At 73.3% G+C, this 26,972-nt stretch carries 19 protein-coding genes and 2 riboswitches; of the genes, 13 read left to right on the top strand and 6 right to left on the bottom strand.

The features are described 5' to 3' along the window. Nucleotides 1-331: 331 nt before the first annotated feature. The 3 genes from HGK68_RS00345 to HGK68_RS00355 form a co-directional block, all read right to left on the bottom strand. The gene (locus tag HGK68_RS00345) at nucleotides 332-5,683 is read right to left on the bottom strand and encodes a discoidin domain-containing protein (RefSeq protein ID WP_169164173.1); all 5,352 of its coding nucleotides are present in this window, start codon (nucleotides 5,681-5,683) and stop codon (nucleotides 332-334) included. A 239-nt stretch (nucleotides 5,684-5,922) separates the two neighbouring features. Beyond that, a complete protein-coding gene (locus tag HGK68_RS00350) occupies nucleotides 5,923-6,702 on the bottom strand; it encodes an alpha/beta fold hydrolase (protein WP_206155771.1) in 780 nt (259 codons plus the stop codon). A 53-nt stretch (nucleotides 6,703-6,755) separates the two neighbouring features. Beyond that, entirely contained in the window at nucleotides 6,756-8,150 is a 1,395-nt protein-coding gene (locus HGK68_RS00355; protein WP_169164174.1) for an MATE family efflux transporter, read from the bottom strand. Nucleotides 8,151-8,236: 86 nt separating this feature from the next. Between HGK68_RS00355 and HGK68_RS00360 the strand changes: the two genes are divergently transcribed. The 9 genes from HGK68_RS00360 to HGK68_RS00400 all read left to right on the top strand — a co-directional run bounded on the left by HGK68_RS00360 (nucleotide 8,237) and on the right by HGK68_RS00400 (nucleotide 17,852). Continuing rightward, the gene (locus HGK68_RS00360) at nucleotides 8,237-9,082 is read left to right on the top strand and encodes an aminoglycoside phosphotransferase family protein (protein WP_169164175.1); all 846 of its coding nucleotides are present in this window, start codon (nucleotides 8,237-8,239) and stop codon (nucleotides 9,080-9,082) included. Then, nucleotides 9,079-10,242, top strand: coding sequence for an aminotransferase class I/II-fold pyridoxal phosphate-dependent enzyme (locus tag HGK68_RS00365; protein ID WP_169164176.1), 1,164 nt, complete (start codon nucleotides 9,079-9,081; stop codon nucleotides 10,240-10,242). The genes HGK68_RS00360 and HGK68_RS00365 overlap by 4 nt, the downstream gene beginning before the upstream one ends. 62 nt (nucleotides 10,243-10,304) lie before the next feature. Beyond that, entirely contained in the window at nucleotides 10,305-10,733 is a 429-nt protein-coding gene (locus tag HGK68_RS00370) for a TFIIB-type zinc ribbon-containing protein (protein ID WP_169164177.1), read from the top strand. A gap of 48 nt (nucleotides 10,734-10,781) precedes the next feature. After that, nucleotides 10,782-12,182 carry a lactate/malate family dehydrogenase gene (locus HGK68_RS00375; protein ID WP_169164178.1) on the top strand — a complete coding sequence of 467 codons (1,401 nt, stop codon included), beginning with the start codon at nucleotides 10,782-10,784 and terminating at the stop codon, nucleotides 12,180-12,182. After that, nucleotides 12,179-12,646, top strand: coding sequence for a GNAT family N-acetyltransferase (locus tag HGK68_RS00380; RefSeq protein ID WP_169164179.1), 468 nt, complete (start codon nucleotides 12,179-12,181; stop codon nucleotides 12,644-12,646). The genes HGK68_RS00375 and HGK68_RS00380 overlap by 4 nt, the downstream gene beginning before the upstream one ends. Nucleotides 12,647-12,702: 56 nt before the next feature. Then, a riboswitch (glycine riboswitch) is annotated at nucleotides 12,703-12,793 on the top strand. Between the two features lie 119 nt (nucleotides 12,794-12,912). After that, nucleotides 12,913-15,822, top strand: coding sequence for an aminomethyl-transferring glycine dehydrogenase (gene gcvP, locus HGK68_RS00385; protein WP_169164180.1), 2,910 nt, complete (start codon nucleotides 12,913-12,915; stop codon nucleotides 15,820-15,822). Then, the gene (gene gcvT / locus HGK68_RS00390) at nucleotides 15,819-16,952 is read left to right on the top strand and encodes a glycine cleavage system aminomethyltransferase GcvT (protein WP_169164181.1); all 1,134 of its coding nucleotides are present in this window, start codon (nucleotides 15,819-15,821) and stop codon (nucleotides 16,950-16,952) included. The genes gcvP and gcvT overlap by 4 nt, the downstream gene beginning before the upstream one ends. Before the next feature lie 11 nt (nucleotides 16,953-16,963). Further along, entirely contained in the window at nucleotides 16,964-17,335 is a 372-nt protein-coding gene (gene gcvH, locus HGK68_RS00395; protein ID WP_169164182.1) for a glycine cleavage system protein GcvH, read from the top strand. A 277-nt stretch (nucleotides 17,336-17,612) separates the two neighbouring features. After that, nucleotides 17,613-17,852: a helix-turn-helix domain-containing protein gene (locus tag HGK68_RS00400; protein ID WP_169164183.1), complete on the top strand. Its 240-nt coding sequence runs from the start codon at nucleotides 17,613-17,615 to the stop codon at nucleotides 17,850-17,852. Between the two features lie 135 nt (nucleotides 17,853-17,987). Here the strand turns inward: HGK68_RS00400 and HGK68_RS00405 are convergent, their stop codons facing one another. After that, nucleotides 17,988-18,878, bottom strand: a complete 891-nt coding sequence (locus tag HGK68_RS00405) for a LysR family transcriptional regulator (protein ID WP_169164184.1) — start codon at nucleotides 18,876-18,878, stop codon at nucleotides 17,988-17,990. A 70-nt stretch (nucleotides 18,879-18,948) separates the two neighbouring features. On the opposite strand from HGK68_RS00405, the gene HGK68_RS00410 reads away from it, so the two are divergent. The 3 genes from HGK68_RS00410 (at nucleotide 18,949) to HGK68_RS00420 (ending at nucleotide 21,005) form a co-directional block, all read left to right on the top strand. Then, nucleotides 18,949-19,962 carry a YeiH family protein gene (locus HGK68_RS00410; RefSeq protein WP_206155772.1) on the top strand — a complete coding sequence of 338 codons (1,014 nt, stop codon included), beginning with the start codon at nucleotides 18,949-18,951 and terminating at the stop codon, nucleotides 19,960-19,962. A gap of 66 nt (nucleotides 19,963-20,028) precedes the next feature. Next, nucleotides 20,029-20,463 carry a (deoxy)nucleoside triphosphate pyrophosphohydrolase gene (locus HGK68_RS00415; RefSeq protein WP_169164185.1) on the top strand — a complete coding sequence of 145 codons (435 nt, stop codon included), beginning with the start codon at nucleotides 20,029-20,031 and terminating at the stop codon, nucleotides 20,461-20,463. A gap of 113 nt (nucleotides 20,464-20,576) precedes the next feature. After that, nucleotides 20,577-21,005: an Hsp20/alpha crystallin family protein gene (locus tag HGK68_RS00420; RefSeq protein ID WP_169164186.1), complete on the top strand. Its 429-nt coding sequence runs from the start codon at nucleotides 20,577-20,579 to the stop codon at nucleotides 21,003-21,005. 102 nt (nucleotides 21,006-21,107) lie between these two features. Here HGK68_RS00420 and metE read toward each other — a convergent pair whose 3' ends face one another. Together metE and HGK68_RS00430 are read right to left on the bottom strand one after the other, a co-directional pair. Next, complete coding sequence (gene metE / locus HGK68_RS00425; protein ID WP_169164187.1) at nucleotides 21,108-23,450, bottom strand: 5-methyltetrahydropteroyltriglutamate--homocysteine S-methyltransferase; 2,343 nt, start codon at nucleotides 23,448-23,450, stop codon at nucleotides 21,108-21,110. Nucleotides 23,451-23,457: 7 nt separating this feature from the next. Continuing rightward, on the bottom strand, nucleotides 23,458-24,453 hold the full coding sequence (locus HGK68_RS00430) for a methylenetetrahydrofolate reductase (protein WP_169164188.1): 996 nt from the start codon (nucleotides 24,451-24,453) through the stop codon (nucleotides 23,458-23,460). A 4-nt stretch (nucleotides 24,454-24,457) separates the two neighbouring features. Continuing rightward, a riboswitch (SAM riboswitch) is annotated at nucleotides 24,458-24,552 on the bottom strand. Between the two features lie 190 nt (nucleotides 24,553-24,742). Here HGK68_RS00430 and HGK68_RS00435 point away from each other — a divergent pair. Continuing rightward, nucleotides 24,743-26,950: a peptidase C14 gene (locus HGK68_RS00435; RefSeq protein WP_206155773.1), complete on the top strand. Its 2,208-nt coding sequence runs from the start codon at nucleotides 24,743-24,745 to the stop codon at nucleotides 26,948-26,950. Nucleotides 26,951-26,972 lie beyond the last annotated feature (22 nt).

Here is a 26,972-nt window from a genome sequence, read left to right on the forward strand (position 1 = left end):
TCGAGACGTTCCGACAGAGCGGGCGGTAGGGCTCTGCGGATCTCGGACCATCGGGTGGTCGGAGTCAGCGGTAGGTCGGCGCGCTCGCAGAGACTGGACCAGGACGAGGTCGAGTGGTCGTCCGGCCCCAGGATCGGGAGGAGCAGCCGAGCGCTGGTGTCGTGTGTGCTGGTGGTGAATCTGGCGACTGTCCTCGAGTCATCGCCCAGCGCCACGGGAGCGCGGTCTTCGGGTGTCATGGGCGCCTCACATGCAGGCCGTAGCTGATCAGGTCGTCCATCTAGCCCGGATCACCGACACCTCGATTGTGTCGCACGCTGGTCCGTCGCCCTCAGCGCACCTCCACCGAGTACAGCGAGTACCCGTACGCCCCCGACCGCTGCACGCCGCGCACCCGCAGCTCGCGCACCGTGCCGTCGACGGCGAGGACGTCGGTGCCGCCGTCACCGTCGGCGACCGTCGCCAGCGGTGCCCAGTCGGTCGACCCGGCCGGGCGGCCCTCGACCACGTAGGCGGCCGCGTAGGCGTCCTCCCAGGCGATGGTGACCTGGCGGACGCGCTCGGTGCGGCCCAGATCGACCGCGAGCCAGGCGTCGTCGGTCCAGGCGCTGGCCCACCGGGTGCCGGGGTCGCCGTCGACGGCGTTGGCCGGTCCGAAGCCGGACCACTCGTCGGCGGAGGAGGTGGCGGTCGCGCCCCGGGCCAGGTCGGGGGTCGGTCGGCCCTGCGCGGAGCACACCTGGAAGGCGTGCAACGAGACGCCGTACTGGGTGGTCCGGCTGTCGGCGACCACCCGCACGTACCGGGCGCTGACGCCGTCCATGGGGTGTTCGGCGTGGCCCTCGCGGCCGTCGGTCACCTCCGTGACGGTCCGCCACGGGGCATCGTCGGTGGTGCGGGTCTGGACTCGGTAGGTCGCGGCCGCGGCCCGTTCCCAGTCCAGTGCGACGTGGTCCACCGGGACGACCTCGCCCAGGTCGACGGCGAGCCACTCACCGTCGGCGGCGGCGCTGGACCACCGGGTGGCCGGGTCGGCGTCCACCGCGTTCCCGGCGCGCAGCCCGGCGTTCTCCACCGAGGAGGCGGTGACCGGCTTGCCGACCGCGATGTCCCGGACGGTGCCTGGCTCGGCGGATCCCGGATCGGCCACCGGCTGGCCGTTGTCCAGCACGGTGACCGTGGTGGTGGCGGTGAGCCCGGCGGTCGTGGCCGTGACGGTCGCGGTGCCGGGGGCGTCGGCCGCGGTGAACCGGCCGTCGGTGTCGACGGTGCCCGACCCGGTGGCCGACCACACGGCGTCGACCGGGCCACCGGCACCGGTGTCGTCGAAGGCGTAGGCGGTCAGCCCGACCTCGGCGCCGGCGCGCACCGCGGTGCCGTCCGGGGCGAGCAGCAGCCGGGTCGGGGTGATCTCCGCCGCGGCGCGGGTGCCGGTCAGCTCGACCTCCCACAGCGAGTAGCCGTAGGCGGTGAGGCGACCGAGCCCGTGGATCCGCAGGAACCGGGTGGTGGTGTCCAGGGTGAGGTCGTCGGCGGAGGCGTCCTTCTTGGTGATGGTGCTGACCGTGGTCCACGGTCCGTCGGCCGCGTCGGCGGTCTGCACGGCGTAGGACGAGGCGGCTGCCCCCTCCCACAGCAGGTGCGCGCCGGTCAGGTCGTAGCTGCCGCCGAGGTCCAGCACCAGGTCGACGTCGTCGATCCCGTGCTGGCTCTCCCACCGGGTGCTCGGGTCGCCGTCGACGGCCCGGTCGGCGGTGTTGCCACCGAGGGAGGACGAGGCGGTGGCGGTGACCGGGACCCGACGGTCGGCGGCCGGGTCGACCACGGCGACGACCGCCGTGCCCCGGGCGTCCCCGACCGTGGCGGTCACGGCGGCGGAACCGGCGGCGGGCACGGTGAGGGTGCCGCCGTCGATGGTGCCGTCGGTGGTCGACCAGGCGATCTCCCCGTCGATCGGGGTGGGGTCGCCGTACTGGTCGAGGCCGGTGGCGGTGAAGGTGGTCGGGGTGCCCGCCTTGACCCGGGTGAAGCCCGGCGCCAGGGCGAGGCTGGTCAGGCGCGGCGCGGTGTCCACCCGGACCGTCGCGGTGGCACTGACCTCGCCGTTGCGGGCGGTGACGGTGACCCGGTCGGTGGGGGTGGTGGCGGTGAACCCGCCGTCGGCGTCGATTGTGCCGCCCCCGTCGACCGACCAGGTCAGCTCCGGCATCGGCACCACGGCGCCGTACTGGTCGTAGCCGGTGGCGGTGAAGCGGGTGGTCGCCCCCGGCGCGACGGTGGTCACCTCCTGGCCGACGACGATCCGGGTCAGCACGGCGTCACCGCGGTGGGCGAGCTGGGTGTGCGCCGGGACGTCCAGGGTGCCGATCAGCTCGGTGCCCTGGTAGACGGGGTACGCCTGCTGCTGGTCGGTCGGGTTCGTGACCACGTAGGTGTAGGTCCCGTCGGCGTCCCGGTACACCTGCCCGAGCGGGGCGTCGACGTGCCGGTCCAGCGCCTCGGCGCCGAGCACGAGGTTCGTGGCCCCGGTGGCGTACACCAGCCCGGCCATCGACACCGACGTGGCGACCGCGTCACCCCGGGCGCGCAGCTCGGCGAAGACGTCGGCGTACACGTCCGGGTGTGACTGGGCCAGCATGCCCAGCACCACGTTGCCCAGCGCGTCCCCCATCGCGGAGAAGACGTCGGCGGCGCGGTCGGTGTCGCGGCCGGGCTGGTAGTCGGCGACCGAGAAGGCGTACAGCGCGTCGTTCGCGGCCGGGTCGACGGTGAAGTCGGTGGACAGGTAGGGCAGCAGCGGCGAGGCGGGGTCCCAGTCGGCGGGCTGCCGGTCGACCATCTGCTCGGAGTACTGCGCGGGCACCAGGGCGGCCGGGAAGGTGTCCGGGGTCCAGAACGACTCCGGGAACACCAACCCGCCGTCGGCACCGGGCTGGACGGAGAGGGTGTCGGTCGCGGCGTCGTAGAACGGGTTGGCCGGGACCCGGGCGGTGGCGTAGCCGGGGTGGTGCTTCTCCACCTCGCGCAGCGCCGCCTTCAGCTCCTCCAGGGCGGCGGGCCGGTCCTGGTCGATGTCGATGTCGCCGTAGGTGCCGATGCCCCACCACTTCTTGGCGAACATCTGCACCCGACCGGCGTTGCCACCCCGGGTGCCCTCCTCGCCGACGACCCGTGGCCGGTCGGCCAGCATCTCGTCCAACAGGGTGGTCGCGTGCTCGCGGTCCCAGCCCAGGTAGTTCAGCCACGGACCGGTGGGCATCCACTGGATGCCGTAGATCCAGGCCGGGTCACCGGAGAAGTAGGTGGCGTAGGCCTGGCCGCTGTCATAGAGGATGCCGGTGGTGGCGTGGTCGTACGCCGCGTCGAAGACGGTGCCGGTGACGTCCAGCCAGTACTCCCGGACCGCGGCGCGCTCGGTGACGTAGCCCATCGCGCCGGTGGCCTGCATCTCCTGGTCGCCCAGGGCGACGCCCAGCAGGTACAGGCCCGCCCAGGACTGGATCGCCTCGCTGCTCGACTCCTGGTTGTTGCCGCCGGGGGAGGAGAAGCCACCGGCGTAGGAGTGCCCGGCCCAGATGTCGAAGGTGCGCAGGTACGGGAAGTCCGGGTTGCTCCGGTCGCCGTTGCCGTACTGGTCGGCCACCAGCCCGGCGATCTCGCCGTACCCGGCCGCCCACTCCGGGTCCTCCATCGCCAGCATCGCGGCGGCCGCGGTGAAGTAGCCGTAGTGGAAGTGGTTGTCGGTGAACTGCGAGGAGCCGTAGGACTCGGCGAAGCCGATCAGCGCGCGCCAGGTGTCGTACCGGGCGAAGAAGTGCTCGGACTCCCCGGCGGTGTAGGTGAACCAGTCGGTGAGCGCGGTGCGCAGCGACGTCTTGAGCGCCTGGTAGGGCTCGGTGGCGCCGATCTGCTTGGCGACCAGCATGTACTCGGCGAGCTGGAGCACGTCCTTGCCGCCCCAGTAGGTGTCGCCGCCGTAACCGGTCTTGGCCGCGTAGTCGGTGACGAAGTCGGTCATGGTCGCCAGCACCTCGGGGTCGACCGCCGCGGCTGCCACGCCGGGGACCGGGGTCAGCCCGGTGAAGGCGTAGGTGGTGGTCCAGTCGCCGTGCCCGACGGTGGTCCGCAGGGTGCCCCGGGGCACCCGGTACTCGGCGCCGGTGAACGCGAGGTCGTGGTCGGCCTGGCGGTACTGGTGCGGCAGCCAGCCCTGCACGGTGTCCCGGCCGGTGCCCTCCAACGGCTCGGTGTCCAGGCTCCAGGTCTCGGTGACGGTCCCGGCGGCGGTGTCCAGCGCGTAGTCCATCCGGGTGTCGCGCGCCACAGCGAAGGCGGTGGTCTGCATCGTGTCCAGGTCGGCACCCTCGGTCAGGGCGCTGAGCACCAGGTGCGGGGTCCCGGCGGAGGCGACGACCACATCGCCTGCGCGCTCGAAGGTGGTGCCGGCGGGGGCGTGCACCCCGAATCGCCGACCGCCCTGTTCGACCACGAACCGGTCGGTGGTGGCCGGGAAGGTCAGCTGCTCGCCCGCCGCGTCGGTCAGCTGCGCGCCGGCTTCCAGGGTGAGCGTCGGGGTGACCCCGTCGTACTCGAACCACAGGTAGGGCACGCCCCGGGCGGCGGTGACGTCGATGTGCGGGGCGGTGGCATCGGCCTCGGTGCCGAGCCGCCAGCTCACGTTCCAGTCGCCCCAGCCGGTGACCACGGCGCTGTCGGCGGCGAACACCGGGTCGAACCGGTCGCCGACCCCGTCGGGCACGTCGGTCAGCACGATGTGGTCGACGAGCACGTGCGCCCACCCGGCGGTCAGGGAGTCGACCACCTCCAGGTGCGCGGTGCGGCCCTGCCACGGGGTCAGGTCCCAGGTGACCCAGCGCAGGGTCTCGGAGTCCTGGCCGGTGGCGCTGAGCACGACCTCCCCGTCGACGACCAGCCGCAGTTCCTCCTGGCCGGGCCGGTTGCCGCCGCCGACCATCGCGGCCAGCGCGGCGCGGTCCACGGTGAACTCCGGGGAGGTCAGCGTTCCGGTCGCACCGTCACCGGCGGCCGGGGTGAAGGAGTTGAGCAGGCCCCGGCCCAGGAAGCCGGAGACCGGCGACTGCCCGGGCGAGGTTCCCTCGGAGACGGCGGTGAAGGCGTCACCGGTCGCGGTCCACCCGTCGGGCAGACCGTCCTCGAAGTCGGCCAGCACCAGGTCGCTCGCGTCCGGCCGCGGCACGGCCAATCCGCCCGCGACGACCGGGTGGTCCAGGACCATCGCGGTGCCGTCGGCGTTGAAGTCGGTCGGGTAGCGCACGATCGCGCCCCGGCTGTCGTTCGCGACCACCAGCGGGTCGGCCCACAGGTCGCCGGAGTACCGGCTGACCAGCAGGTCCGTCCACCAGGAGTTGGTCGGCACCGGCTGACCCGCGAGGGAGGCGTCCAGGTAGAGGTGCTGGTTCAGCGTGTCCTGCACGCCCTGGCCGACCTCCGGGGGCGGGGTGGCGGCGACTGAGCCGGCACCGACCGGGACGCCGTCCCGCGTGGGGCCCGGCTCGGGTGCAGCGGGCGCGGCCGGGGCGGGGGCCGCAGCCATGACGGGGGTGACACCCGCGCCCAGCGCCAGACCGGCCAGGACGGCCGCCACCACGGCCCCGCGCACTCGCCGGTGCACCGTGCGGCGCTCCGCTGTCTGCTCGCCCATGTCGTTCCCCCTCGTCGGCGGGGGCGACACGCACACCCGCGTCGTCGCAGGCCGCCCCGCGTCCGTGCGTGGGACGGGACGGGACCCGTCGAGCGGCCCGGCGAGTATGTCCGGCGGGTCGCGGGCAGGGAACCCCTGGGACATGCCGGACCCGCGCCGTCAACAGGTGCGGCGGGTGAAATTCACCCGTCTGGCGCACAGCGGACGTACGGGTCGGTCACAGCCGGGCCCGGGAGTGGTCACGCCAGGAATGCCGCCGCCCGCTCGCCCCAGCCGTGGATTGCGGTCAGGTCCGCCGCCACCTCCAGCCGCGCGTGCGGCAGCACCCGGGCCAGCGCCCCGGCGGTCGACACCGGGTGCCCCGGGTCGGTGGTCCAGGGCAGCAGCAGCACCGGATGGTCGAGCCGGGCCAACAGGCTGGGGTCGGGCAGGTCGCTGGCCCCCGCGCCGCGGAGCACGCTCGGCAGCAGCTCGGCCGGGATCGACGGCTCGGGGTCGAAGTTCAGGTCGCCCAGCACCGCGGGGCCCGGTGCTGCCGCGGCGGCCCGCACCCAGGGTTCGATGCCGTGCGTCTCCACCGATCGGGCCTCCTCCTGGTAGGCGGCGGCCTGTGCCGCCCGGGTGTCCCAGGCGGTCGGCGGGATGCTCAGCACCAAGCGACGGAACCGGTCCGGCCGCAGCACCGCCGCCCACAGGACCGTGGCGGTGCCCATCGACGCGCCGATCGCGTCCACCGGTGCGTCCGGGCTCACCACGTCCACCAGCGCCAGCAGGTCGCCGGCCAGCGCCGACCAGGTGTAGTCGGCGGGCACCGGCTCCCCGGTGGACCGGCCGTGCCCGCGCGCGTCGTACTCCACGAGGTCGCCACCGGCACTGGTCGCCGACCAGTCGAACAGGCCCTCCCGGGCCGCCATCTCCCGGCTGGAGGTCAGGCCGTGGGCCGACACCACCACCGGGCCCGGACCACCCGGGCGCACGGAGTAGTCGAGGACGGCACGGGGGCGCTGGAGGGTGGGCATGGCGGTGACCATAGCCCTGACCACCGACAACGCCGGCCGGGCGCCCAGGGGCCTCACCGGGAGCGCGTGGCCTCGGCTCGCTCCGCCACCTCGACCGGGTCCGGCACCGGGACGACGGGCTGCCCTCCGAGGCGACGGTGCGCACGCAGCCAGCTCACGACCAGCAGGACCGCCGCGCCCGCCCACGCCAGCGGGGTGCCCCACACGACACCGACGTAACCGAACAGGCCGCCGAACACGATGGCACTGCCCAACCGCATCGCCAGCTCGATCCCCCCGGTGATCATCGGGATGCCGGTACGGCCCAGACCCTGGAGGGCGCCACGGAGCACGTACAGCGTGCCGAGCATGGCGTAGAACACCGCGTCGAGCCGCAGCCCGTACGCGGCGAGCCGCACCACCTGTTCCTGGTCCGCGCCGACGAACACCCGGATCAGCGCGCCGGCGGCCGGGACGACGACCGCGGCGAGCAGCACCGCGACGCCCACCGCGAGACCCCATGCCTGCGTCACGCCCCGACGGATGCGGTCGGGTCGGCCGCCGCCGTTGTTCTGGGCGACGAACACCGACACCGCCAGGCCGAGCGAGTTCAGCAGCGTGAGCGCGAGGTTGTCGACCCGCGCGGCCGTCGTGTACGCCGCCACCGCGTCCGGACCGAGCGAGTTCAGCCGGATCTGCACCGCGATGGACCCGATGGCGATGATCGACGACTGCAGACCCATCGGGACGCCGATCCGCAGGTGCTCCGCCAGCTCCGCCCGAGTGACCCGGAAGTCGCCGCCCCGCACCCGCAGCACCGGGATCCGCCGCCGGATCCACCCCACGCAGAGCGCCACCGCCCCGCCCTGCGCGATCACCGTCGCCAGCGCCGCACCGGCCACCCCGAGGTCGGTGCCACCGACCAGCGCCACGACCAACGCGATGTTCACCAGGCAGGACAGCGCCAGGAAGACCAGCGGGGTGCGCGAGTCGCCGATCGCCCGGATCACGGCGGTGAGGTAGTTGAAGAACATCATCGTGCCGGTGCCCAGGAACGTGACCCGGATGTAGGTCACCGCCTCCGGCATCAGCGACTCCGGGGTACGCAGCAGGTCCAGCGCCGGACCCGCCAGCAGCGGTGCGGCCACCGTCAGCGCGACGCTGACCGCCCCGGTCAGGATCACCCCGCAGGCCACCGAGCGGCGCACACCTTCCAGGTCACGGGCACCGAAGGCACGGGCGGTGGGGATCGCGAAACCGATGGTCATCCCCCAGGCGCAGCCGATGGCGAGGAAGATCAGGCTGGTCGTCGCCCCCACGGCTGCCAGCGAGGTCACGCCCAGGTGCCGGCCGACCACGGCGGCGTCCGATGCCTGATAGAGCTGCTGCACCAGGTTGCCGACCAGCAGCGGGACGGCGAAGACGCTGATCACCTGCCACGGTCGCCCGGTCGTCAGCACTGTCGCCATGCCCAGCAGTCTGGCGCTCCGGTGCTGGTGGGAGCAGCCGAATAAGCTGGTCGGCTCCGCCATCTCAGTGACAGGAGGGTCGATTGGTGCCGCCCCCTTCCCCGCCGTGGTGCCTGATCGAGCAGTGGCTGCCGGGTGCCACGCTGATCGAGGACCTGAGCTGGCCCGAGGCGCTCACCCGGGTGCTGCACCTGCGGTCGGCGACCGTGGACGCCGTGGTGAAGATCGGCGGCGAGGTGACCGGGCACCACATCGCCCGGGAGCTGACCGCCGGGCGCGAGGTGAGCGGCGAGGGACTGCCGGTGCTGATCGACGGATCGGCGGAGCACCGCGTCCTGGCGCTGCGCTACCAGCCGGGGTCCCTCGTGCAGGACAGTCCCGCCGAGGACGATCCCGGCGTGTTCCACGCGGCGGGTCGCTTACTCGCCCGGGTGCACGCCACGGCGGCGCCCCTGCTCACCGCCGACTACCCGGAGGATCGACTGGCCCGGCTGCGCCGGCTGCTGCCCCGGGTGACCCCGTTGCTGGACCCCGCGCTGGCCGAGCGGGTGGCCGCGGCCGTGGACCGGGTGCGGCCGGACCCCGAACCGGTGGTGCCGACCCACGGGGACATGCAGCCCCGGAACTGGCTGGTCGGCGACGGGCGGCCCGCGGTCCGGCTGATCGACTTCGGGCGGTACGGCAGGCGTCCGGCCTACACCGATCTGGTCCGGGTGCTGCACCGGTACCCGCCCGGCGATCCGCGGCCGGAGGCGCTGCTGGCCGGGCTCGGCGCGCCCGAGCCGTGGGGCCTGCCGGGGTGGTGGGCGGAGAACGTGTACCAGGGGGTGGCGACCGTGGTGTGGGCGACCGATGTCGGGGCACCGGAGTTCGCCGAGGACGGCCGCCGGATGCTGCGCCGCACGCTGCGCGACGGCACGATGGTCCGATGAAGGTCTCCCAGCGTTCGCACGTCCCGCCGTTCGCCGTGATGGACATCCTGGCGGCGGCCAATGCCCGGCGGGCAGCCGGGGCGTCGGTGCTGAACCTGTGCGCCGGTGAGCCGTCGACCGGCGCGTCCGAGGTGGTGCGGCAGCGCGCGGCCGAACTGCTCGCGGGCGGCGACCTGGGCTACACCGAGTCGATGGGCTCGCCCGCGCTGCGGGAGGCGATCGCCGGGCACTACCGCCGCTGGTACGACGTGGAGGTCGACCCGGCGCGGGTGGCGGTGACCACCGGCTCCTCGGGTGGCTTCATGCTCGCGTTCCTGGCGGCCTTCGATGTCGGCGACCGGGTCGCGCTGGCCCGGCCGGGGTATCCGGCCTACGCGAACATCCTGGCCGCGCTGGGCTGCGAGGTCGTCGACCTGGACTGTGGTCCCCAGACCCGGTACCAGCCGACGGTGGAGATGCTGGCGGCGCTCGACCCCCCGGTGGACGGCCTGATCGTGGCGGGACCGGCGAATCCCACCGGCACCCTGATCGACCCGACGGCGCTCGCGGAGCTGACGGCCTGGTGCTCCGAGCACGGGGTGCGGCTGATCTCCGACGAGATCTACCACGGCATCACCTACCCGGCGACGGACGGCCCGGGCGCGGCGACCGTGGCGGCCTCACCGGACGCGGTGGTGGTGAACTCGTTCAGCAAGTACTGGGCGATGACCGGCTGGCGGCTGGGATGGTTGCTGCTGCCGGAGGATCTGGCGGCGCCGGTGGACGCGCTCGCCGGGAACGTCGCCCTGTGTCCGCCCGCCCTCGCCCAGCACGCCGGGGTGGCGGCGTTCAGCCCCGAGGGCTACGCCGCGGCGCGGGCGAACGTCGCGCAGTACGCCCAGAGTCGTCGCCTGGTGCTGGACCGCCTGCCGGAGCTCGGCTGGTCGCGGGTGGCACCGGCCGACGGGGCGTTCTACGTGTACGCGGACGTCTCGGCCACCGGCCTGCGGTCGCCAGACTGGTGTGCCCGGGCGCTGGACGAGGCGGGGGTGGCCCTGACCCCGGGGACCGACTTCGACCCGGCGCACGGGGAGGACTGGGTGCGGCTGTCCTTCGCGTCCTCGCCGTCGGTGGTCGCGGAGGCGGTGGACCGGATCGTGGCCTGGCAGCAGACGCTGTGACGCTGGAACCGGGCCCCGCCGCCGGTCGTTGACCACGCACAGCCCGAGCAGAGGAGCGCGACATGAGGTGTCCCACCGACGGGGCCGAGCTGGTGATGTCCGAGCGCCAGGGCGTGGAGATCGACTACTGCCCGTCCTGCCGGGGCATCTGGCTGGACCGCGGTGAGCTGGACAAGATCCTGGAACGGGTCGCCAGCACGCCGGTCTCACCGCTCGATCCGCCGATGCCCGCCGCCGACCCGCGCCTGGCCGATCCGCGGTACGCGCCGGACCCGGGCTACGCCGCCGATCCGCGCCGGGCACCGGACCCCCGTGGCGGCTACGACACCGGCTACCGCGAGCCGCAGTACCGCGACGACCGGGGCTACCCGGACCCGCGCTACGGCGACCCCCGCGCCGCCGACCCCCGGTACGGGGACCCACGCCAGCCCTACGGCAAGAAGCGCAAGCGCCGCGAGTCGTGGCTGGAGGACCTCTTCGACTTCGACTGAGTCGACCCGACACGCGCCGGACACATCGGTGGCCTAGCCTGCTGCGTCGTGGACGTGGCGGTGCTGGGTGCGACAGGTGATGTGGGGCGGCAGGTCTGCGCCCAGTTGATCGAACGGCGGGTGCTGCCGACGACCTCCCGGTTGCAGCTGGTCGGTCGACCCGGTGGATCCTCCGGTCGGGCGTCCTTCGGGCTGCGCGCCGACCTGATCGACGCCTACGACGAGCACGCGCCGCTGATCGACGTGGCCCTGGACCCGGCGGACGTGGTCGCCGATGTGATCGTGCTGGCCGCCGGTCGGACGGCGCCCGCCCGTGCCGGGGCGGTGGCCGACCGGTCGGGTCTGGCGGCGGAGAACCACGAGGTCTTCGCCTCCTACGCCCGGGCGATCGCCGAGCACGGTTCCGGCCACGAGGTCGTGATCGTGGTGTCGAACCCGGTCGAGCTGGCCGTGGCCACCGTGGCCGCGGAGCTGGGTCGGCACCGGGTGATCGGGATGGGTGCCTGGTTGGACACCCTCCGGTTCCGGCGCGAGATCGCGGTCGCCCTCGGCCTGCGCCGGCACCGGGTCGGCGGATTCGTGACCGGGCAGCACGGGGACGACCTGGTGCCGCTGTGGTCGACGGTGCGGATCAGCGGGCTGGACGCGGAGGAACGCGCCCGGGCGGTGGCCGGACTGCGGGGCGGTCGCACCCTGGACGACTTCGGTGCGGAGATCGTCGCGGCCCAGGCGCAGGTCGCCGGGCTGATGGCCGATCACCCGGAGCGGGCCTTCGACCTGGTCGAGAGCTGGCCGCCGGATCTGCGTGCCGCCGCGCGGCCGTGGCTGACCCACCAGTCGGGTGCCAAGACCGCCTCCGGCACCGCCGCGGCGACGGTCGACCTGGTGGACACCGTGCTGGACGGCCGGGAGATCGTGGTCGCCGGCCAGGTGGCGCTGGACGGCGAGGTCGAGGTGGCCGGACAACCGCTGCGCGGGGTGCTCGGCGTGCCGCTGGTGCTCGGTCCGGAGGGCTGGACCCGGGTGATCCTGGACGAACCGGCGCCGGACGAGGCGCGCCGCCTGCTGGCCACCGCCGACCGGATCGACGGGCTGCTCACCCCGTGGGGGCTGGGCCGGGACGGCGGGGTGCCCGGTGGCGGCGCCGTGGACCGCTGGGACGCCGGGAGTCCGCGGGCGACCACCGGTCTGCCGGCCCACGGTCCCGAGCGGCGCTGGAACATGGAGCTGACCGGCGACGACCGCACCGGCACCCTGATGGCCCTGGCCAGTGTGTTCGCCAGCCGCGGGGTGTCCTTCGATTCGCTGAACACCGCCGAGGCGCACGACGGGGCGGGCGACGTGGCGGTCACCTTCTCCGCCACCGAGCGCCGTCAGCGCCTGCTCACCCGCACGGTGCAGCGGTTGCAGGCGGTCCGCACGGTGCGGGTGCGCGAGGTGGTGGCATGACCGGCGACCTGACCATCGAGGTCGACGACCTGACCCGGCCCGCCGTGCACGTCCTGCTGGCCGAGCACCTGTCCGACATGCGGGCGGGCAGCCCGCCGGAGTCGGTGCACGCCCTGGACGTCGACCAGCTCCGCCACCCCTCGGTCACGATGGTGACCGCCTGGGTGGGCACGCTGCTGCTCGGCTGCGGGGCGTTGAAGGACCTGGGCGACGGTCACGGTGAGCTGAAGTCCATGCGGACCACGGTGGCGGCCCGTGGCCGGGGGATCGGGGCGGCGGTGCTCACCCACCTGATCGAGCTGGCCGACGCCCGCGGAATGCGGCGGCTCAGCCTGGAGACCGGTGCCGAGGACCAGTTCGCCCCGGCCCGGCGGCTGTACGCCCGGCACGGATTCGTCGAGTGCGCGCCCTTCGCCGACTACCGACCGGACCCGCTCAGTGTGTTCATGACCCGAGAGGTCTGACGCTTCCCGCCGGGGCCGGTTAGGCTGTGCCGCAGTTCACAACTTCACACGCTGCTCGAACCGTGGCGGGAGAGATCACCCGCTGGTGGCGCCGAAGGAGCAAACCCTCCCCGGGAATCTCTCAGGCACCCGTACCGCCACGGCCAGGCAACTCTGGAAAGCGACCGGTCACCGACCGGTCCACCGACGGTGCAAGTCGGCGCGCCCCGGGCCCTCGCGGGCCACGGCGGACCGGCAAAACTCTCAGGTCGTGCCCGCGGGCGCGGATGACAGAGCGGGGAGGACGCCACCCGCCCGTCCCTCCCTGGAGCAGCCGCGTGACCTTCCCTCTGGACGACTTCGCCGACCGGCACATCGGTCCCCGTCGCACCGACGCCGCGGCACTGCTCGCGGCACTGTCATCGACCGGCACCTACGTCGACCTGGACGCGCTCACTGACGCCGCGGTGCCCGCCTCGATCCGGACCGCCCGGCCGCTGGACCTGCCGGCCGCACGCACCGAGTCCGAGGTGCTGGCCGACCTGCGGGCGCTCGCGGCCAAGAACACCGTGCGCACCCAGATGATCGGGTTGGGCTACTCGGACACCGTGACGCCGCCGGTGATCCGGCGGAACGTGCTGGAGTCCCCGGCCTGGTACACCGCCTACACGCCGTACCAGCCGGAGATCAGTCAGGGCCGGTTGGAGGCGCTGCTGAACTTCCAGACCGTGGTCGCCGACCTGACAGCGCTGCCGGTGGCGAACGCGTCGCTGCTGGACGAGGCCACCGCCGTCGCCGAGTCGATGGCGCTGATGCACCGCGCGGCGAAGGGTCGCACCGGGGTCGTGGTGCTGGACGCCGACTGCCTGCCGCAGACCCGCGCGGTGACCGAGGGCCGGGCGCTGGCGGCCGGGCTGGGCCTGGTGGTCGCCGACCTGACCGACGGACTGCCGGAGCTGGACGAGGACCTGATCGGCGTCGTGATCCAGGCGCCGGGCGCCTCGGGTGCCGTCCGGGACATCGCCCCGCTGATCGCCGCCGCCAAGGAGCGGAACGCGCTGGTCACGGTGGCCGCCGATCTGCTGTCGCTCACCCTGCTGACCCCGCCCGGCGAACTGGGCGCCGACATCGCGGTCGGGTCGTCGCAGCGCTTCGGGGTGCCGCTGTTCTACGGCGGGCCGCACGCCGCGTACATGGCGGTGCGCACCGGGTTGGAGCGGATGCTGCCGGGCCGACTGGTCGGGGTGTCCATCGACGCCGACGGGGCCGTCGCCTACCGGCTGGCGTTGCAGACCCGCGAGCAGCACATCCGCCGGGAGAAGGCGACCAGCAACATCTGCACCGCGCAGGCCCTGCTGGCGATCGTAGCCTCGATGTACGCGGTCTATCACGGCCCGGACGGGCTGCGGGCGATCGCCGAGCGGGTGCACGGCCACGCGGTGTCGGTCGCCGAGGGCCTGCGTGCCGCCGGGGTCGAGGTGGAGCACGCGACCTTCTTCGACACCGTGCGGGCCGTGGTGCCGGGGCGGTCGGCCGCGGTGCTGGCGGCGGCGCTGGAGCGGGGGATCAACCTCTACGCCCCCGACGCCGACCACGTGCAGATCGCCTGCGACGAGGTCACCACCGCGGCCCACGTCGACGCGGTGCTGGCCGCCTTCGACGCCACGCGGGTCGAGTCGTCGGCCTCGGTGATCCCGGCCGCGCTGGCCCGCACGTCGTCGTACCTGACCCACCCGGTGTTCCACACCCACCGCAGCGAGACCGCCATGCTGCGCTACCTGCGGTCGCTGTCCGACAAGGACCTGGCGCTGGACCGCACGATGATCCCGCTCGGCTCCTGCACGATGAAGCTGAACGCGACGGTGGAGATGGAGTCGATCAGCTGGCCGGAGTTCGCCGGGCTGCACCCCTTCGTCCCCGCCGACCAGGCAGCCGGGTACGCCGAACTGATCGACGACCTCTCCGGCTGGCTGGCCGAGATCACCGGCTACGCGGCGGTGTCGGTGCAGCCGAACTCCGGCGCGCAGGGCGAGTTCGCCGGGCTGTTGGCGATCCGCGGCTTCCACGAGGCCAACCGGGCCGAGGGTGCCCCGGTGCGGGACATCTGCCTGATCCCCGCGTCGGCGCACGGCACGAATGCCGCCTCCGCCGCCCTGGCCGGGATGCGGGTGGTCGTGGTCGCCACCGCCGAGGACGGCGCGATCCTGCTCGACGACCTGCGGGCCAAGCTGGACCAGCACGGTCAGGAGGTCGCGGCGATCATGATCACCTATCCCTCCACCCACGGCGTCTACGAGCAGGACGTCCGTACCGTCTGCGACCTGGTGCACGCCGCCGGCGGGCAGGTGTACATCGACGGCGCGAACCTGAACGCGCTGGTCGGCCTGGCCCGACCGGGGGAGTTCGGCGGCGACGTCTCGCACCTGAACCTGCACAAGACCTTCTGCATCCCCCACGGTGGTGGCGGTCCGGGCGCCGGGCCGATCGGGGTCGCCGAGCACCTGATCCCGCACCTGCCCTCGCTGGACCTCGGCGTGACCGGCGCACCGGCGGTGTCCGCGGCACCGTTCGGGTCGGCGGGCATCCTGCCGATCAGCTGGGCCTACGTCGCGCTGATGGGCGCCGACGGTCTGCGCCGGGCCACCCAGACGGCGGTCGCCTCGGCCAACTACCTGGCGGCCCGCCTCACCGACCACTTCCCGGTGCTCTACACCGGCCCGGCCGGGCTGGTCGCGCACGAGTGCATCCTCGACCTGCGCGGCATCACCAAGGAGACCGGCGTGACCGCCGAGGACGTGGCGAAGCGGCTGATGGACTACGGCTTCCACGCGCCGACCCTGTCCTTCCCGGTCGCCGGGACCCTGATGGTGGAGCCGACCGAGAGCGAGGACCTGGCCGAGCTGGACCGGTTCGTCGACGCGATGGTGGCGATCCGGGGCGAGATCGACGCGGTGGCCGCCGGGCGTTGGCCGCTCGCCGACTCGCCGCTGCGGAACGCCCCGCACACCGCCGCGTTGGTCACCGCCGACGTCTGGGAGCACCCCTACGGCCGTGAGCTGGCGGCCTTCCCGGTGGCCGCGCTCCGGGGCGGGAAGTACTGGCCGCCGGTGCGTCGGATCGACGGCGCGCGCGGTGACCGCAACCTGATCTGTGCCTGCCCGCCGATCGAGGCCTACGCCGAAGGAGCCACCCTGTGAACGACGACGCCCCGACCATCGAGTCGCCGCTGCACGCCGAGCACGTCGCGCTCGGCGCCACCCTGGTGCCGTTCGCCGGGTGGTCGATGCCGCTGCGGTACAGCTCCGATCTGGCCGAACACCAGGCGGTACGCTCGGCGGCCGGGCTGTTCGACCTGTCGCACATGGGCGAGCTGCACCTGGACGGTCCGGGTGCTGGTGCCGCCCTCGACCACGCCCTGGTCGGCAACCTGACCGCGCTGGCCGTGGGGCGGGCCCGGTACACGATGATCGTGGCCGAGGACGGCGGGATCATCGACGACCTGATCGTCTACCGGCTCGGCGACGAGTCGTACCTGGTGGTCGCCAACGCGTCGAACGTCGCCGTGGTCGCGCAGGAGCTCGCCGCCCGGTCGGACGGGTTCGACGCGGTGCTGACCGACCGTTCGCTGGACACCGCGCTGATCGCGGTCCAAGGCCCGGCCGCCGCGGAGATCGTGGTCGGCCTGACCGATCCCGCCGCCGCCGACGCGGTCCGCGAGCTGAAGTACTACGCCTCGACGTCCGCGACCGTGGGTGGGGTCGCGGCGCTGGTGGCCCGGACCGGGTACACCGGGGAGGACGGCTTCGAGCTGTTCGTCCCGGCCGCCGAGGCCCCCGGGCTGTGGCGGACGATCCTGGCCGCCGGTCAGCCGCACGGCCTGGTGCCCGCCGGTCTGGCAGCGCGGGACAGCCTCCGCCTGGAGGCCGGGATGCCGCTGTACGGCAACGAGCTGGACCGCACCACCGCACCGCACGACGCCGGGCTCGGCCGGGTGGTGAAGCTGGACAAGCCGGGGCCGTTCGTCGGTCGCGAGGCGTTGGCGTCCCGAGCGCACGCCACGCCGTCCCGGGTGCTGGTCGGTCTGGTCGGCTCCGGCCGCCGCGCCGCCCGGCACGGGTACCCGGTGGTCACCTCCACCGCCGACGACGCGCCGGTGATCGGCTCCGTCACCTCCGGTGCCCCGTCACCCACCCTGGGCGTGCCGGTCGCGATGGCCTACGTGAGCCCCGAGGTGTCCGCGCCGGACACCGAACTCGCCGTCGACATCCGCGGCCGCCGCGAGCCGGTCCGCGTGGTCGCCCTGCCCTTCTACCGCCGATCCCACTGAGGAGCACCACCATGAGCGAGACCCCCAGCCACCTGCAGTACACCGCCGAGCACGAGTGGATCGAGGCAGGCAGCCCGGCGACAGTCGGCATCACCGCCACCGCCGCCGAGGCCCTCGGCGACATCGTCTACCTGGAGCTGCCCGAGGTCGGTGCCGCGATCACCGCCGGTGCCGTGATCGGGGAGGTCGAGTCCACCAAGTCGGTCTCCGAGCTGTTCTCCCCGGTGACCGGCACCGTGGTGGAGGTCAACACCGCCGCGGTGGACGAGCCGTCCGTGGTGAACGCCGAGCCCTACGGCGCCGGGTGGCTGCTCAAGGTCGAGGTGGAGTCGACCGGCCCGCTGCTCACCCCGGAGGAGTACGCCGCGCTCGCGGCCGGGTGACCTTATCGGGTCCGCGGGCTGATCAGCGGGTGAGACGACCAACTTCACCCGCTGCGCCGAACGGGTGTTTCTCACCCGCGGACCCGGCAAGCGTTTCCCGGTGAATGACCTGGGACTTCGGGCCCAGAATCCTGGGTGTTTTGGGCGTTTTGTCCCCCATCCGGTCGGAGCGAGTTCTACCCGGAATCCGTGGCGGGCGCGCACTATTGCCGATCACAACCGGTAGACGGCCGCTGGACCCCCCGCAGCCGCGCCTCGCCACCCACCGGAGGAACCGATGAGCACCATGGAGATCGCCCCCACCACCCGGAGCGAGATCTTCGGCGAGCCCCTCACCACACGTGAGCGGATCGTGCTGGCCGAACTGACCGAGGACGTCACGCTCGAGGACATCGCGCGTCGACTGTTCGTCACCCGCAACACCGTCAAGTCCCAGGTGCGCAGCGTCTATCGCAAGATCGGCGCCTCCACCCGGTCCGAGGCAGTCGCCTGGGCCAAGGCCGCGGGCATTCGCTGATCCGTCGTCGCGCCACAGCCCCCTGCTGGCACGACGACCACACCGCTGACGGGCCGAGGTGCGCGGCCCGTCCCCGGTGGGCGATCGACGACCCGTCACCGGTCGCATCCCAGTGACTTGTCGGTCGGTGACGCCTCAGCGGCTCGTCGCGGAGACCACGTCGGCCGCGAGCTGCCGGGCGGCGGCCGACGGTTCCCGTCCCGACGACCAGACCATGCGCAGCCGCCGCCGCAGATCCACCGCGGTCGGCACCGCGACCAGGGCGCCGCGGGCGATCTCGTCCGCCACGGTGAGCTGGGACAGCACCGCGGCGATCCGCCCGGTGCGCACCATCGTCTTCACCGCTGACGTGGAGCCGAGCTGGTGCACCGCCCGGCCGAGCGCTGTCCCGGCCGCGAGCAACGCCTCCTCCAACACCTCGCGGGTGCCCGAACCCTCCTCGCGCACCGCCAGCGGCCCGGCTGCCAGAGTCGCCGGGTCCAACGGGGTGCGCAGCCGCGCCCACGGGTGATCCGGGGCGACCACCACCAGCAGCTCGTCGTCGCCCACCACCCGCTGCCGCAGGCCGTCCGCCACCCGGGGGCCTTCCACGAAGCCGAGATCGGCGCGACCGTCCAGCACCTCGGCCATCACCTCGCGCGAGTTCGCCACGGTCAGCTCGACCGCCGCGGCCTCCGGCGACCGGCCGGACAGCCACAGCGGCACCAGGTACTCGGCGATGCTCAGGCTGGCGGCGACCCGGACCCGCTCGCCCTGGCGCAGGGCGACGATCTCGCGTTCCAGCGCGTCCGAGGCGGCGAGCAGCGCACGGCCACGGTCGAGCACCGTCCTGCCCGCCGCGGTCAGGCGGGTGCCGGTGGCGGAGCGGCTGACCAGGGTCAGGCCGGTGCGTCGTTCGAGCCGCCGCAGGCCGGCGCTCACCGACGGCTGTGCGATCCCCAGGGCCGCGGCGGCTGCGGTCAGCGAGCCGTGCGCGGCCACGGCGTCCAGCAGCTCCACCGCACCCACCGAGATCCGCTCGCCCATAGCCCCAGACTATGCCCCGCCACGAGCTTGTTCGTTCCGCCAGGAGTCGGGCCTCGCGCACCCTGATCCCATGCCTCCTTCCGTCGTAGCAGCTCCTCCGACCGCCATGCATCGCGTCCGGCAGATGGTGCCCGGCGCCGTGGTCGCGGTCGTCGTGTCCGCACTGTGCGTGGCGGTGACCTGGCTGGCACCGGCGGCGCCGGCGCTGCTGCTCGCGATCCTCCTGGGGGCGGTGGCCCGGGGGGCGGGGTGGTTGCCCCCGGTGCTGGAGCCGGGGCTGGCCTGGACCGCGCGCTACGTGCTCCGGGCTGGCGTGGTGCTGCTCGGTATGCAGCTGTCCGTCGGCGACCTGACCCGGCTCGGAGTGGGCGAGCTGGTGGTGCTGGTGGCCACCGTGGCGACGACCTTCGCGGTGACCCTGTGGCTCGGCCGGGTGCTGCGGGTGCGCCGCGCGCTGACCCTGCTGGTGGCGACCGGGTTCTCCATCTGCGGGGCGGCCGCGATCGCCGGGATGAGCCCGGTCGCCGACGCTGAGGAGGAGGACGTCGCCACCGCCGTCGCCCTGGTCACCGTCTACGGGTCGCTGGCGATCGTCGCGCTGCCGGTGCTCAGCCGGGTGATCGGGCTCGACGACCGGACCGCCGGACTGTGGGCCGGGATGTCGGTGCACGAGGTGGCCCAGGTGGTCGCGGCGGCCGGGACGATCTCGGCGGCGGCGCTGACCGTGGCGATCGTGGCGAAGCTGGCCCGGGTGCTGCTGCTCGCGCCGCTGGTCGCCGGGGCGGGGGTGCTGCGGCGCCGACGGCACGACACGGTGGGGCAGCGGACGGCGCCGTGGGTGCCGGTGTTCGTGATCGGCTTCGTGGTCGCGGTGCTGCTGCGCACGGTGGGTGCGGTGCCCGACCCGCTGATCGACGTGGTGAAGCCGGTGACCACGATCGCGCTGGGGGCGGCGATGGTGGCGCTCGGCAGCCAGATCCACCTGGGGCGGCTGATCCGGACCGGCGGGCGACCGCTGGTGCTGGGTGCGCTCGCCACCCTGGTCGCGGGCGGCGTGAGCCTGCTGGGCCTGATTCTGGTCTAGGCATTCCCGGTTCTGCTGAGCGCTGACCAGCACCGGGCCGCGACCGTCGGCTGGCAGACTGCGACCGTGCCCGACTCTCCTCGCCTCGTGGTGGCCGCTGCCATCGTCGACGACCTCGACGCCCCCCGGTCGCTGCTCGCCGCTCGCCGATCCGGCCCGGTGTCGCTCGCCGGTCGGTGGGAGTTCCCCGGCGGCAAGGTCGAGCCGGGCGAGACGCCGGTGGACGGTGTGCACCGCGAACTGCGCGAGGAACTGGGCGTCGACCTGCGGCTCGGCGCGGAGCTGGTCGGACCGGACGGTGGTGCTTGGCGCCTGTCGGACGCGTACGAGATGCGGCTCTGGCTGGCGGTGGTCGTCGGCGGCGAACCGCGGCCGCTGGTCGAGCACGACGAGCTGCGCTGGCTGCCCGCGGGCGACTGGCACCAGGTGCCGTGGTTGGACGCCGATGTGCGGATCGTGGACGCGTTGGCGCAGCACGCGGAGCAGCTCGCCCGGGACTAGCACTCGACGGGTGAGAGTGCTAAAACATCTCCTGTAGCCCATCCGGTGGGACACCGGATCAGCTTTCCGGCCCCGGGCGGTCCGGGGCTCGGCATCGAAGGAGGTGACGGGCTGTGGCTACTCGTTTCGACCCGTTCCAGGAGATGGATCGGCTGATGACGCAGGTGCTCGGCGCCGACCGGGCGGCGGCCCAGATGCCGCTGGACCTGTATCGCTCCGGCGACCACTACGTCGCGCACGTCGACCTGCCGGGCGCCGACCCGGGCTCGATCGACGTGAACGTCGACGACCGCACCCTCACGATCCGCGCCCAGCGCACGCCGCGGTCCGAGGAGGGTGTGCAGTACCTGGCCAAGGAGCGTCCGACCGGCACCTACGCCCGGCAGCTCACCGTCGGCCGTGGTCTGAACCTGGACGCGATCAGCGCCTCGTACACCGACGGCGTGCTCACCCTCACCATCCCGGTGGCGGAGGAGGCCAAGCCGCGCCGGATCGAGGTGCAGACCGGCTCCGCGCCGACCAGCATCGAGGCATCGGCCTGAGCTGACGACGAACGGCCGGGCCGGAGCGGGATGCTCCGACCCGGCCGTTCGGCTGTCCAGACCCAGCAAGATCCGACAGGACCCAGCAGGGCTCAGCAGGGCTCAGGCGGTCGGCACCGCCAGGCCCGCGCGAACGGTGCCGGTGGCGGCGACCATGTGCTCCAGGGACGGGGTGACCTCGGCGTAGCGGCGGGTCTTGAGGCCGCAGTCCGGGTTGACCCACAGCTGCGCCGGGTCGATGGCGCCGACCGCGGTGCTCAGCAGCCCGGTGACCTCGGCCTCGGAGGGCACCCGCGGGGAGTGGATGTCCCAGACGCCGGGGCCGATCTGACGCGGGTACCCGGCAGCGGCGATGTCGGCCAGGATCTCCATCTTGGAGCGCGCGGCCTCGATGGAGGTCACGTCGGCGTCCAGGCCGTCGATCGCGCCCATGATCTCGCCGAACTCCGAGTAGCAGAGGTGGGTGTGGATCTGGGTGTCCGGACGCACCCCGGCGGTCGCCAGCCGGAACGAGCGCACCGACCAGTCCAGGTAGGCGGCGTGGTCCTCGGCGCGCAGCGGCAGCAGCTCGCGCAGGGCCGGCTCGTCCACCTGCACGATGGCGATCCCGGCGGCCTCCAGGTCGACGATCTCGTCCCGGAGGGCGAGCGCCACCTGGTTCGCGGTGTCGGCGAGCGGCTGGTCGTCGCGGACGAAGCTCCAGGCCAGGATCGTCACCGGGCCGGTGAGCATGCCCTTGACCGGCTTGCTGGTCAACGACTGGGTGTACCGGGTCCAGTCGACGGTGATCGGCTTCGGCCGGGAGACATCGCCCCACAGGATCGACGGACGGGTGCAGCGCGAGCCGTAGGACTGGACCCAGCCGTTGCGGGTGACGGCGAAGCCGTCCAGGTTCTCCGCGAAGTACTGCACCATGTCGTTGCGCTCCGGCTCGCCGTGCACCAGCACGTCCAGCCCGATCTGCTCCTGCAGCTCGACCACGCCGCGGATCTCCGCCTTCATCGCGTCGTCGTACTGCTCGGCGGTCAGCTCACCGGCGACGAAGGCGGCGCGGGCCTTGCGGATCTCCGGGGTCTGCGGGAACGACCCGATGGTGGTGGTCGGCAGCGGCGGCAGGTTCAGCCGGGCCTGCTGGGCGTCCCGGCGCTCGGTGTAGGCAGCGCGGCCGAAGGCCGACTCCTCCAGACCGGCGGCCCGCTCGCGCACCTCGGGGCGGACCACCCCGGCGGCCTCGGCCCGGGACCGACGGGCGTCGGCGGCGGCCAGCAGCTCGGCGTGCACCGCCTCGCGGCCCTCGGTCAGACCGGTGGCGAGGGTGACGACCTCGACCACCTTCTGGTCGGCGAAGGCCAGCCACGACTTCAGGGTGTCGGCCAGGTCCGGCTCGTCCTGCACGTCGTGCGGCACGTGGAACAGGGAGGTGGAGGTGCCGACGGCGGTCTGCTCGGCGCCGAGCCCTTCCAGCCGCTCCAGGGTGGTGAGTGCCGCGTCCAGGTCGGCGCGCCAGATGTTGTGGCCGTCGATCACGCCACCGACCAGCACCTTGTCCGCCAGGGCCGCCCGGGTCGCGTCGGAGACGGTGGGCAGCGAGCCGCGGACCAGGTCCAGGGCGACGCCCTCGATCGGTGCCTCGGCCAGCACGTCCAGTGCCTCGCGCAGCTCGCCGTAGGGAGCGGCCACCAGCAGAGCCGGGCGATCGTCCACGGCCAGCTCGGCGCCGAGCACCTGGTAGGCGCGCTCGGTCGCGGCCAACAGCCGGTCGGCGTCGACGCCGGTGGAGTCGGAGACCAGCGCGGGCTCGTCGATCTGCACCCAGGTGGCACCGGCGGCCTTGAGCGCCCGGAGCAGCTCGACGTAGACCGGGAGCACGTCGTCGAGGCGGTCGATCGGGGCGGTGCCGTCGGTGCTCTTGGCCAGGGCCAGGAAGGTCACCGGTCCGACGATCACGGGCCGGGTCAGCACGCCGTCGGCCAGCGCCTCGGCGAACTCCCGCACCGGTCGGTCCGAGGAGTAGGCGAAGGTGGTGTCGGCACCGATCTCCGGCACCAGGTAGTGGTAGTTGGAGTCGAACCACTTGGTCATCTCCAGCGGCAGGTCGTCCCCGCGGCCGCGCGCCACCGTGGAGTACCCGGCCAGGTCCAGCCCGCCGTCGGCGTCGCGCAGGTCGGCGAACCGCTCCGGCACCGCACCCAGCACGACAGCGGCGTCCAGCACCTGGTCGTAGAAGGAGAAGGCACTGGGGATCGCCGGCAGCGTGGTGCTCAGACCCAGCTCGGCGAGCCGGGTGCGGGTGCGGCGGCGCAGGTCGGCGGCGGTGGCCTCGACCTCGGCGGCGGTGGAACGTCCGGCCCAGAACGACTCGATGGCCTTCTTGAGCTCACGCCGGGGTCCGATGCGCGGGTAGCCCAGGACGATGCCGGCGGGGAACGGGTGGGTGTGGGTCATCTTCGCCTCAGCTGGTCGGGACAGGAGTGGGTGACACGCTCACCCGGGCGGCCCTCGGTGCGCCGTCGCCGCCGAGTCCGGCGCCGTCGAGCAGGTCGAGAGCAGGTCCTGCGTTGTTGAAGGTGTAGAGGTGGACACCGGGGGCGCCACCGTCGAGCACCGCGTTCACCAGGTCGATGCCCAACCGGGTGCCCACCCGGTGCCGGGCTGCCGCCTCGGTCTCCGGGTCGAAGGCGTCCAGCCGGGACAGCACCGACTCGGGCACCTCGACGCCGGTGAGCTGCTGCACCCGGCGCAGCCGCGCCGGGTCGGTCATCGGGATGATGCCGGGCACGATCGGGATGGTCACCCCGGCGTCCCGGGCCAGCGCCACCAGCTCCAGATAGGAGGGGGCGTCGTAGAACAGCTGCGTGATCGCGAAGTCGGCACCGGCTGCCTGCTTCGCCAGCAGTGCGGCGATGTCCTGCTCCCGGGTGCTGCCCGCCCCGGCGTTGCCGCGCGGGAATGCGGCCACCGCCACCGACAGCGGCCGCACCGTGGCCCGGACCGCCTGGGCCGGGCTGGAGGCACAGCGCCGGGCCTCGATCTCCCGCAGCAGTTCGACCAGGGCGCTCGCGGTGGGCAGACCGTCCGGGTGCGCCTGCCAGGAGCCGTCGGTCGGCGGGTCACCGCGCAGGGCCAGGAAGGCCCGCACCCCCTCGTCCAGGAACTCTTCGACGGTCGCCGCCAGCTCGGCCCGCGACGTCCCCACGCAGGTGAGGTGGGCGATCGGGGTCAGGGAGGTCTCGCGCAACAGTCGGCGGACCAGGGTCCGGGTGGTGTCCCGGGTGGAACCGCTCGCCCCGTAGGTCACCGACACGAAGTCGGGCCGCACGTCGGCCAGTGCCCGGACGGTGGACCAGAGCTTGGGCGCGGCGTTCGGGTTGCGCGGCGGGTACAGCTCGAAGGACACCGTGGGTCGCTCGATCGCGCCCAGACCGTCGGGGTACTCACCTGCGCTCATGCTTGCTCCATCGGTCCTGGCGGAAGCACCCGCACCCGCTCTCGCGGGGGGTTGCTGCGACGTCGACGAGCCAGGTCTCTCGGTCGCTCTGGATGGGTGGCGCAACGCTAGGTCTCCGGGGCGGAGGCTGGCAAGCATTCCTGTCATGTCAGGCCCGGGCCGTTGACACCCGGTGCCGCGCGGCCATAGCTTCGGCGCCATTCGCCCGGCCGTCCGCCCAGCCCGCGCCCGGTCATCCGAACGCCCGGCACCTCCGTGTGGAGCTCATCCACCGATCCAGGAGGTTGTCATGCGTCTGCACCGCTCCGACCCGACCGAGTCCGTCACCGTCGACGACCCGGCTCCGGCCACCCCAGCCCGTCGCAGCCTGCTCCGCCTCGGCGGGGTCTCGGTGCTCGGGGCCGCCGCCGTGCTCGGCACCGCGTCCACCGCGCAGGCGGGCGGGGGCGCCGGTGCCGGATCCGCGCGCAGCGTGCCCACGGTCGCCGACCTGCGCGCCCTCAATCCGAAGAAGGACGACGTGGTGCTGGTCATCGGCTACGCCGCCGCCGGTGACGGTGGTGCCCTGCTGATGCGCTGGGATGCCGCCTCCACCGCCGAGCCGAACGGGGGCACCGTGATCGCCCGGGCCACCTCCCCGGCGACCGGCCGCTGGCACCTGGTGCACGAGGGCACCGTCGACTTCCGGCAGTTCGGCGTGCTCGGCCCGGACACCCCGGCCGACGACGCGCTGGATGCCCTGGTCGCCGACCCGACGGTGCGGCGGATCGAGGCGCACACCGACCTGAACTTCGTCCGGCGGCACCGGTTCAGCCGCTCCGACCTGGTGCTCGACTTCGGCAACCACCTGGTCACCACCGAGGGGATCGAGCCCGCGGCGGCCAACGACCCGTTCGCTGCCGTGCTGTTCTTCCAGGGCGCCGTCACCGATCAGGTCGTCACCGGTGCGCTGCCCTCGGACCTGCCCGAGCAGGTCGACATCCTGCCGGTGCCCGACTCCGCGGCCTTCACCGTCGGGCAGTGGTGGGCGGTGCAGACCAACCCCCGGCCCGGTGGCGGCAGCGCCGAACGGGAGCTGATGTACCTGCTGCAGATCACCCAGATCGTCGACGGCACGCATGTCCGGGTCGGCTACAAGACCGGCTGGGCGCTCACCGCCGGGCGCACCCTCACCTGGACCCGGGTGGACCCGGTGCAGCGGGTCACCGTGCAGCGGATGCGGTTCCTGGGCACCGGGTCGGACCAGATCACCGGCTCGCACCCGGTCGCCTTCGAGTACGCCACGCACTGCGACGTGCACCAGATCGACGCCGAGCGCACGTTCTGGCCGGTGATCATGCGGCGGTGGAACACCACCTACGTCACCTCCCAGTGCTCGCTGCGCAATCCGGTCAGCGTGACCCTGGGTGGTGCGGGGTACCTGACCCAGCAGATCAGCTGCCTGTACGCGCAGGTCCGGGACTGCCGCACCTCGAACGCCCGCCACCTGAACGACTTCACCTGCGCTGCGTACTCGATGGTGCAGAACTGTCACGGCGACGGGGACGTGCAGGGCCCGTTCGTCACCCACGGCCAGTACGAGCACGACCTGACCTACATCGGGAACAGCGGGCTGATGACCTTCGCCAACTCCGGGGCGACCTGGGGTGGTCGCGCGAAGCGGGTGACCGTCCGGCAGCAGGTCACGGCGCTGTTCTTCGCCCGGGTCGGGGTCATCGACCTCACCCTGGAGGACTGCCAGGTAGTCAAGGACCCGAGCATGCCGGACTACCCGAGCTGGATGTGGGTCAACGCCGACGGTCTGCAGATGCGCGGCTGCCGGGTGGACGCCCGGTTCCAGCTGTCCCAGGCCACCGCGGTGTCGGCGCGTCCGACGGTGATCGAGGACTGCGTGATCGGGTTGACCGCGGCGGATGCCACCCTGCCGTTCATCGCGGCGAACGTGACCACGCCCGTGCATCTGGTGCGCACCACGATCACCGGCCTGGACGGCGCCACGACCTCCTGGCAGGGCACCGGCCCGCTCACCCTCACCGGGTGCACGCTGCGCGGGAAGGGTGCGGACGGTGCGTCGGCCCCGGTGCCGGTGGCCGCCGGCCGGCTGACCCTGGACGGCACGGTACTGGAGAACACCGGCCTGGTGCTGAGCGGGGCTGCCGACCAGGAGTTCGCGGCGGTGGGCACCCGGGCGTCCGGTGGGCCGTCGACCGGTGCGGTGTTCGGGCGGTCGACAGGTGGCGGCCGGGTGGTGAGCTGGAGCTTCGAGGGTCACACCGGTATGGCGGGACGGGCCGATCTGGGGCACATCCGGGTCACCGAGGGGGTCAACCACTACCGGGCGACCGGGTCGACCTTCGTCGGCGGAGCCTTGCAGCTCGGCGGGTTCGCCACTGGGTCGACGCTGCTGCACACGGGTTGCGTCGAACGGGGCGTCACGCGGGAGTCGATGCCCCCGACCGGGCCCGGTGTGCTGACCGACGGGAACCTCATCGTGTGACTATTCGGCCCTACCGAACAAC

The organism is Cellulomonas taurus (assembly GCF_012931845.1).
GTDB lineage: Bacteria > Actinomycetota > Actinomycetes > Actinomycetales > Cellulomonadaceae > Cellulomonas > Cellulomonas taurus.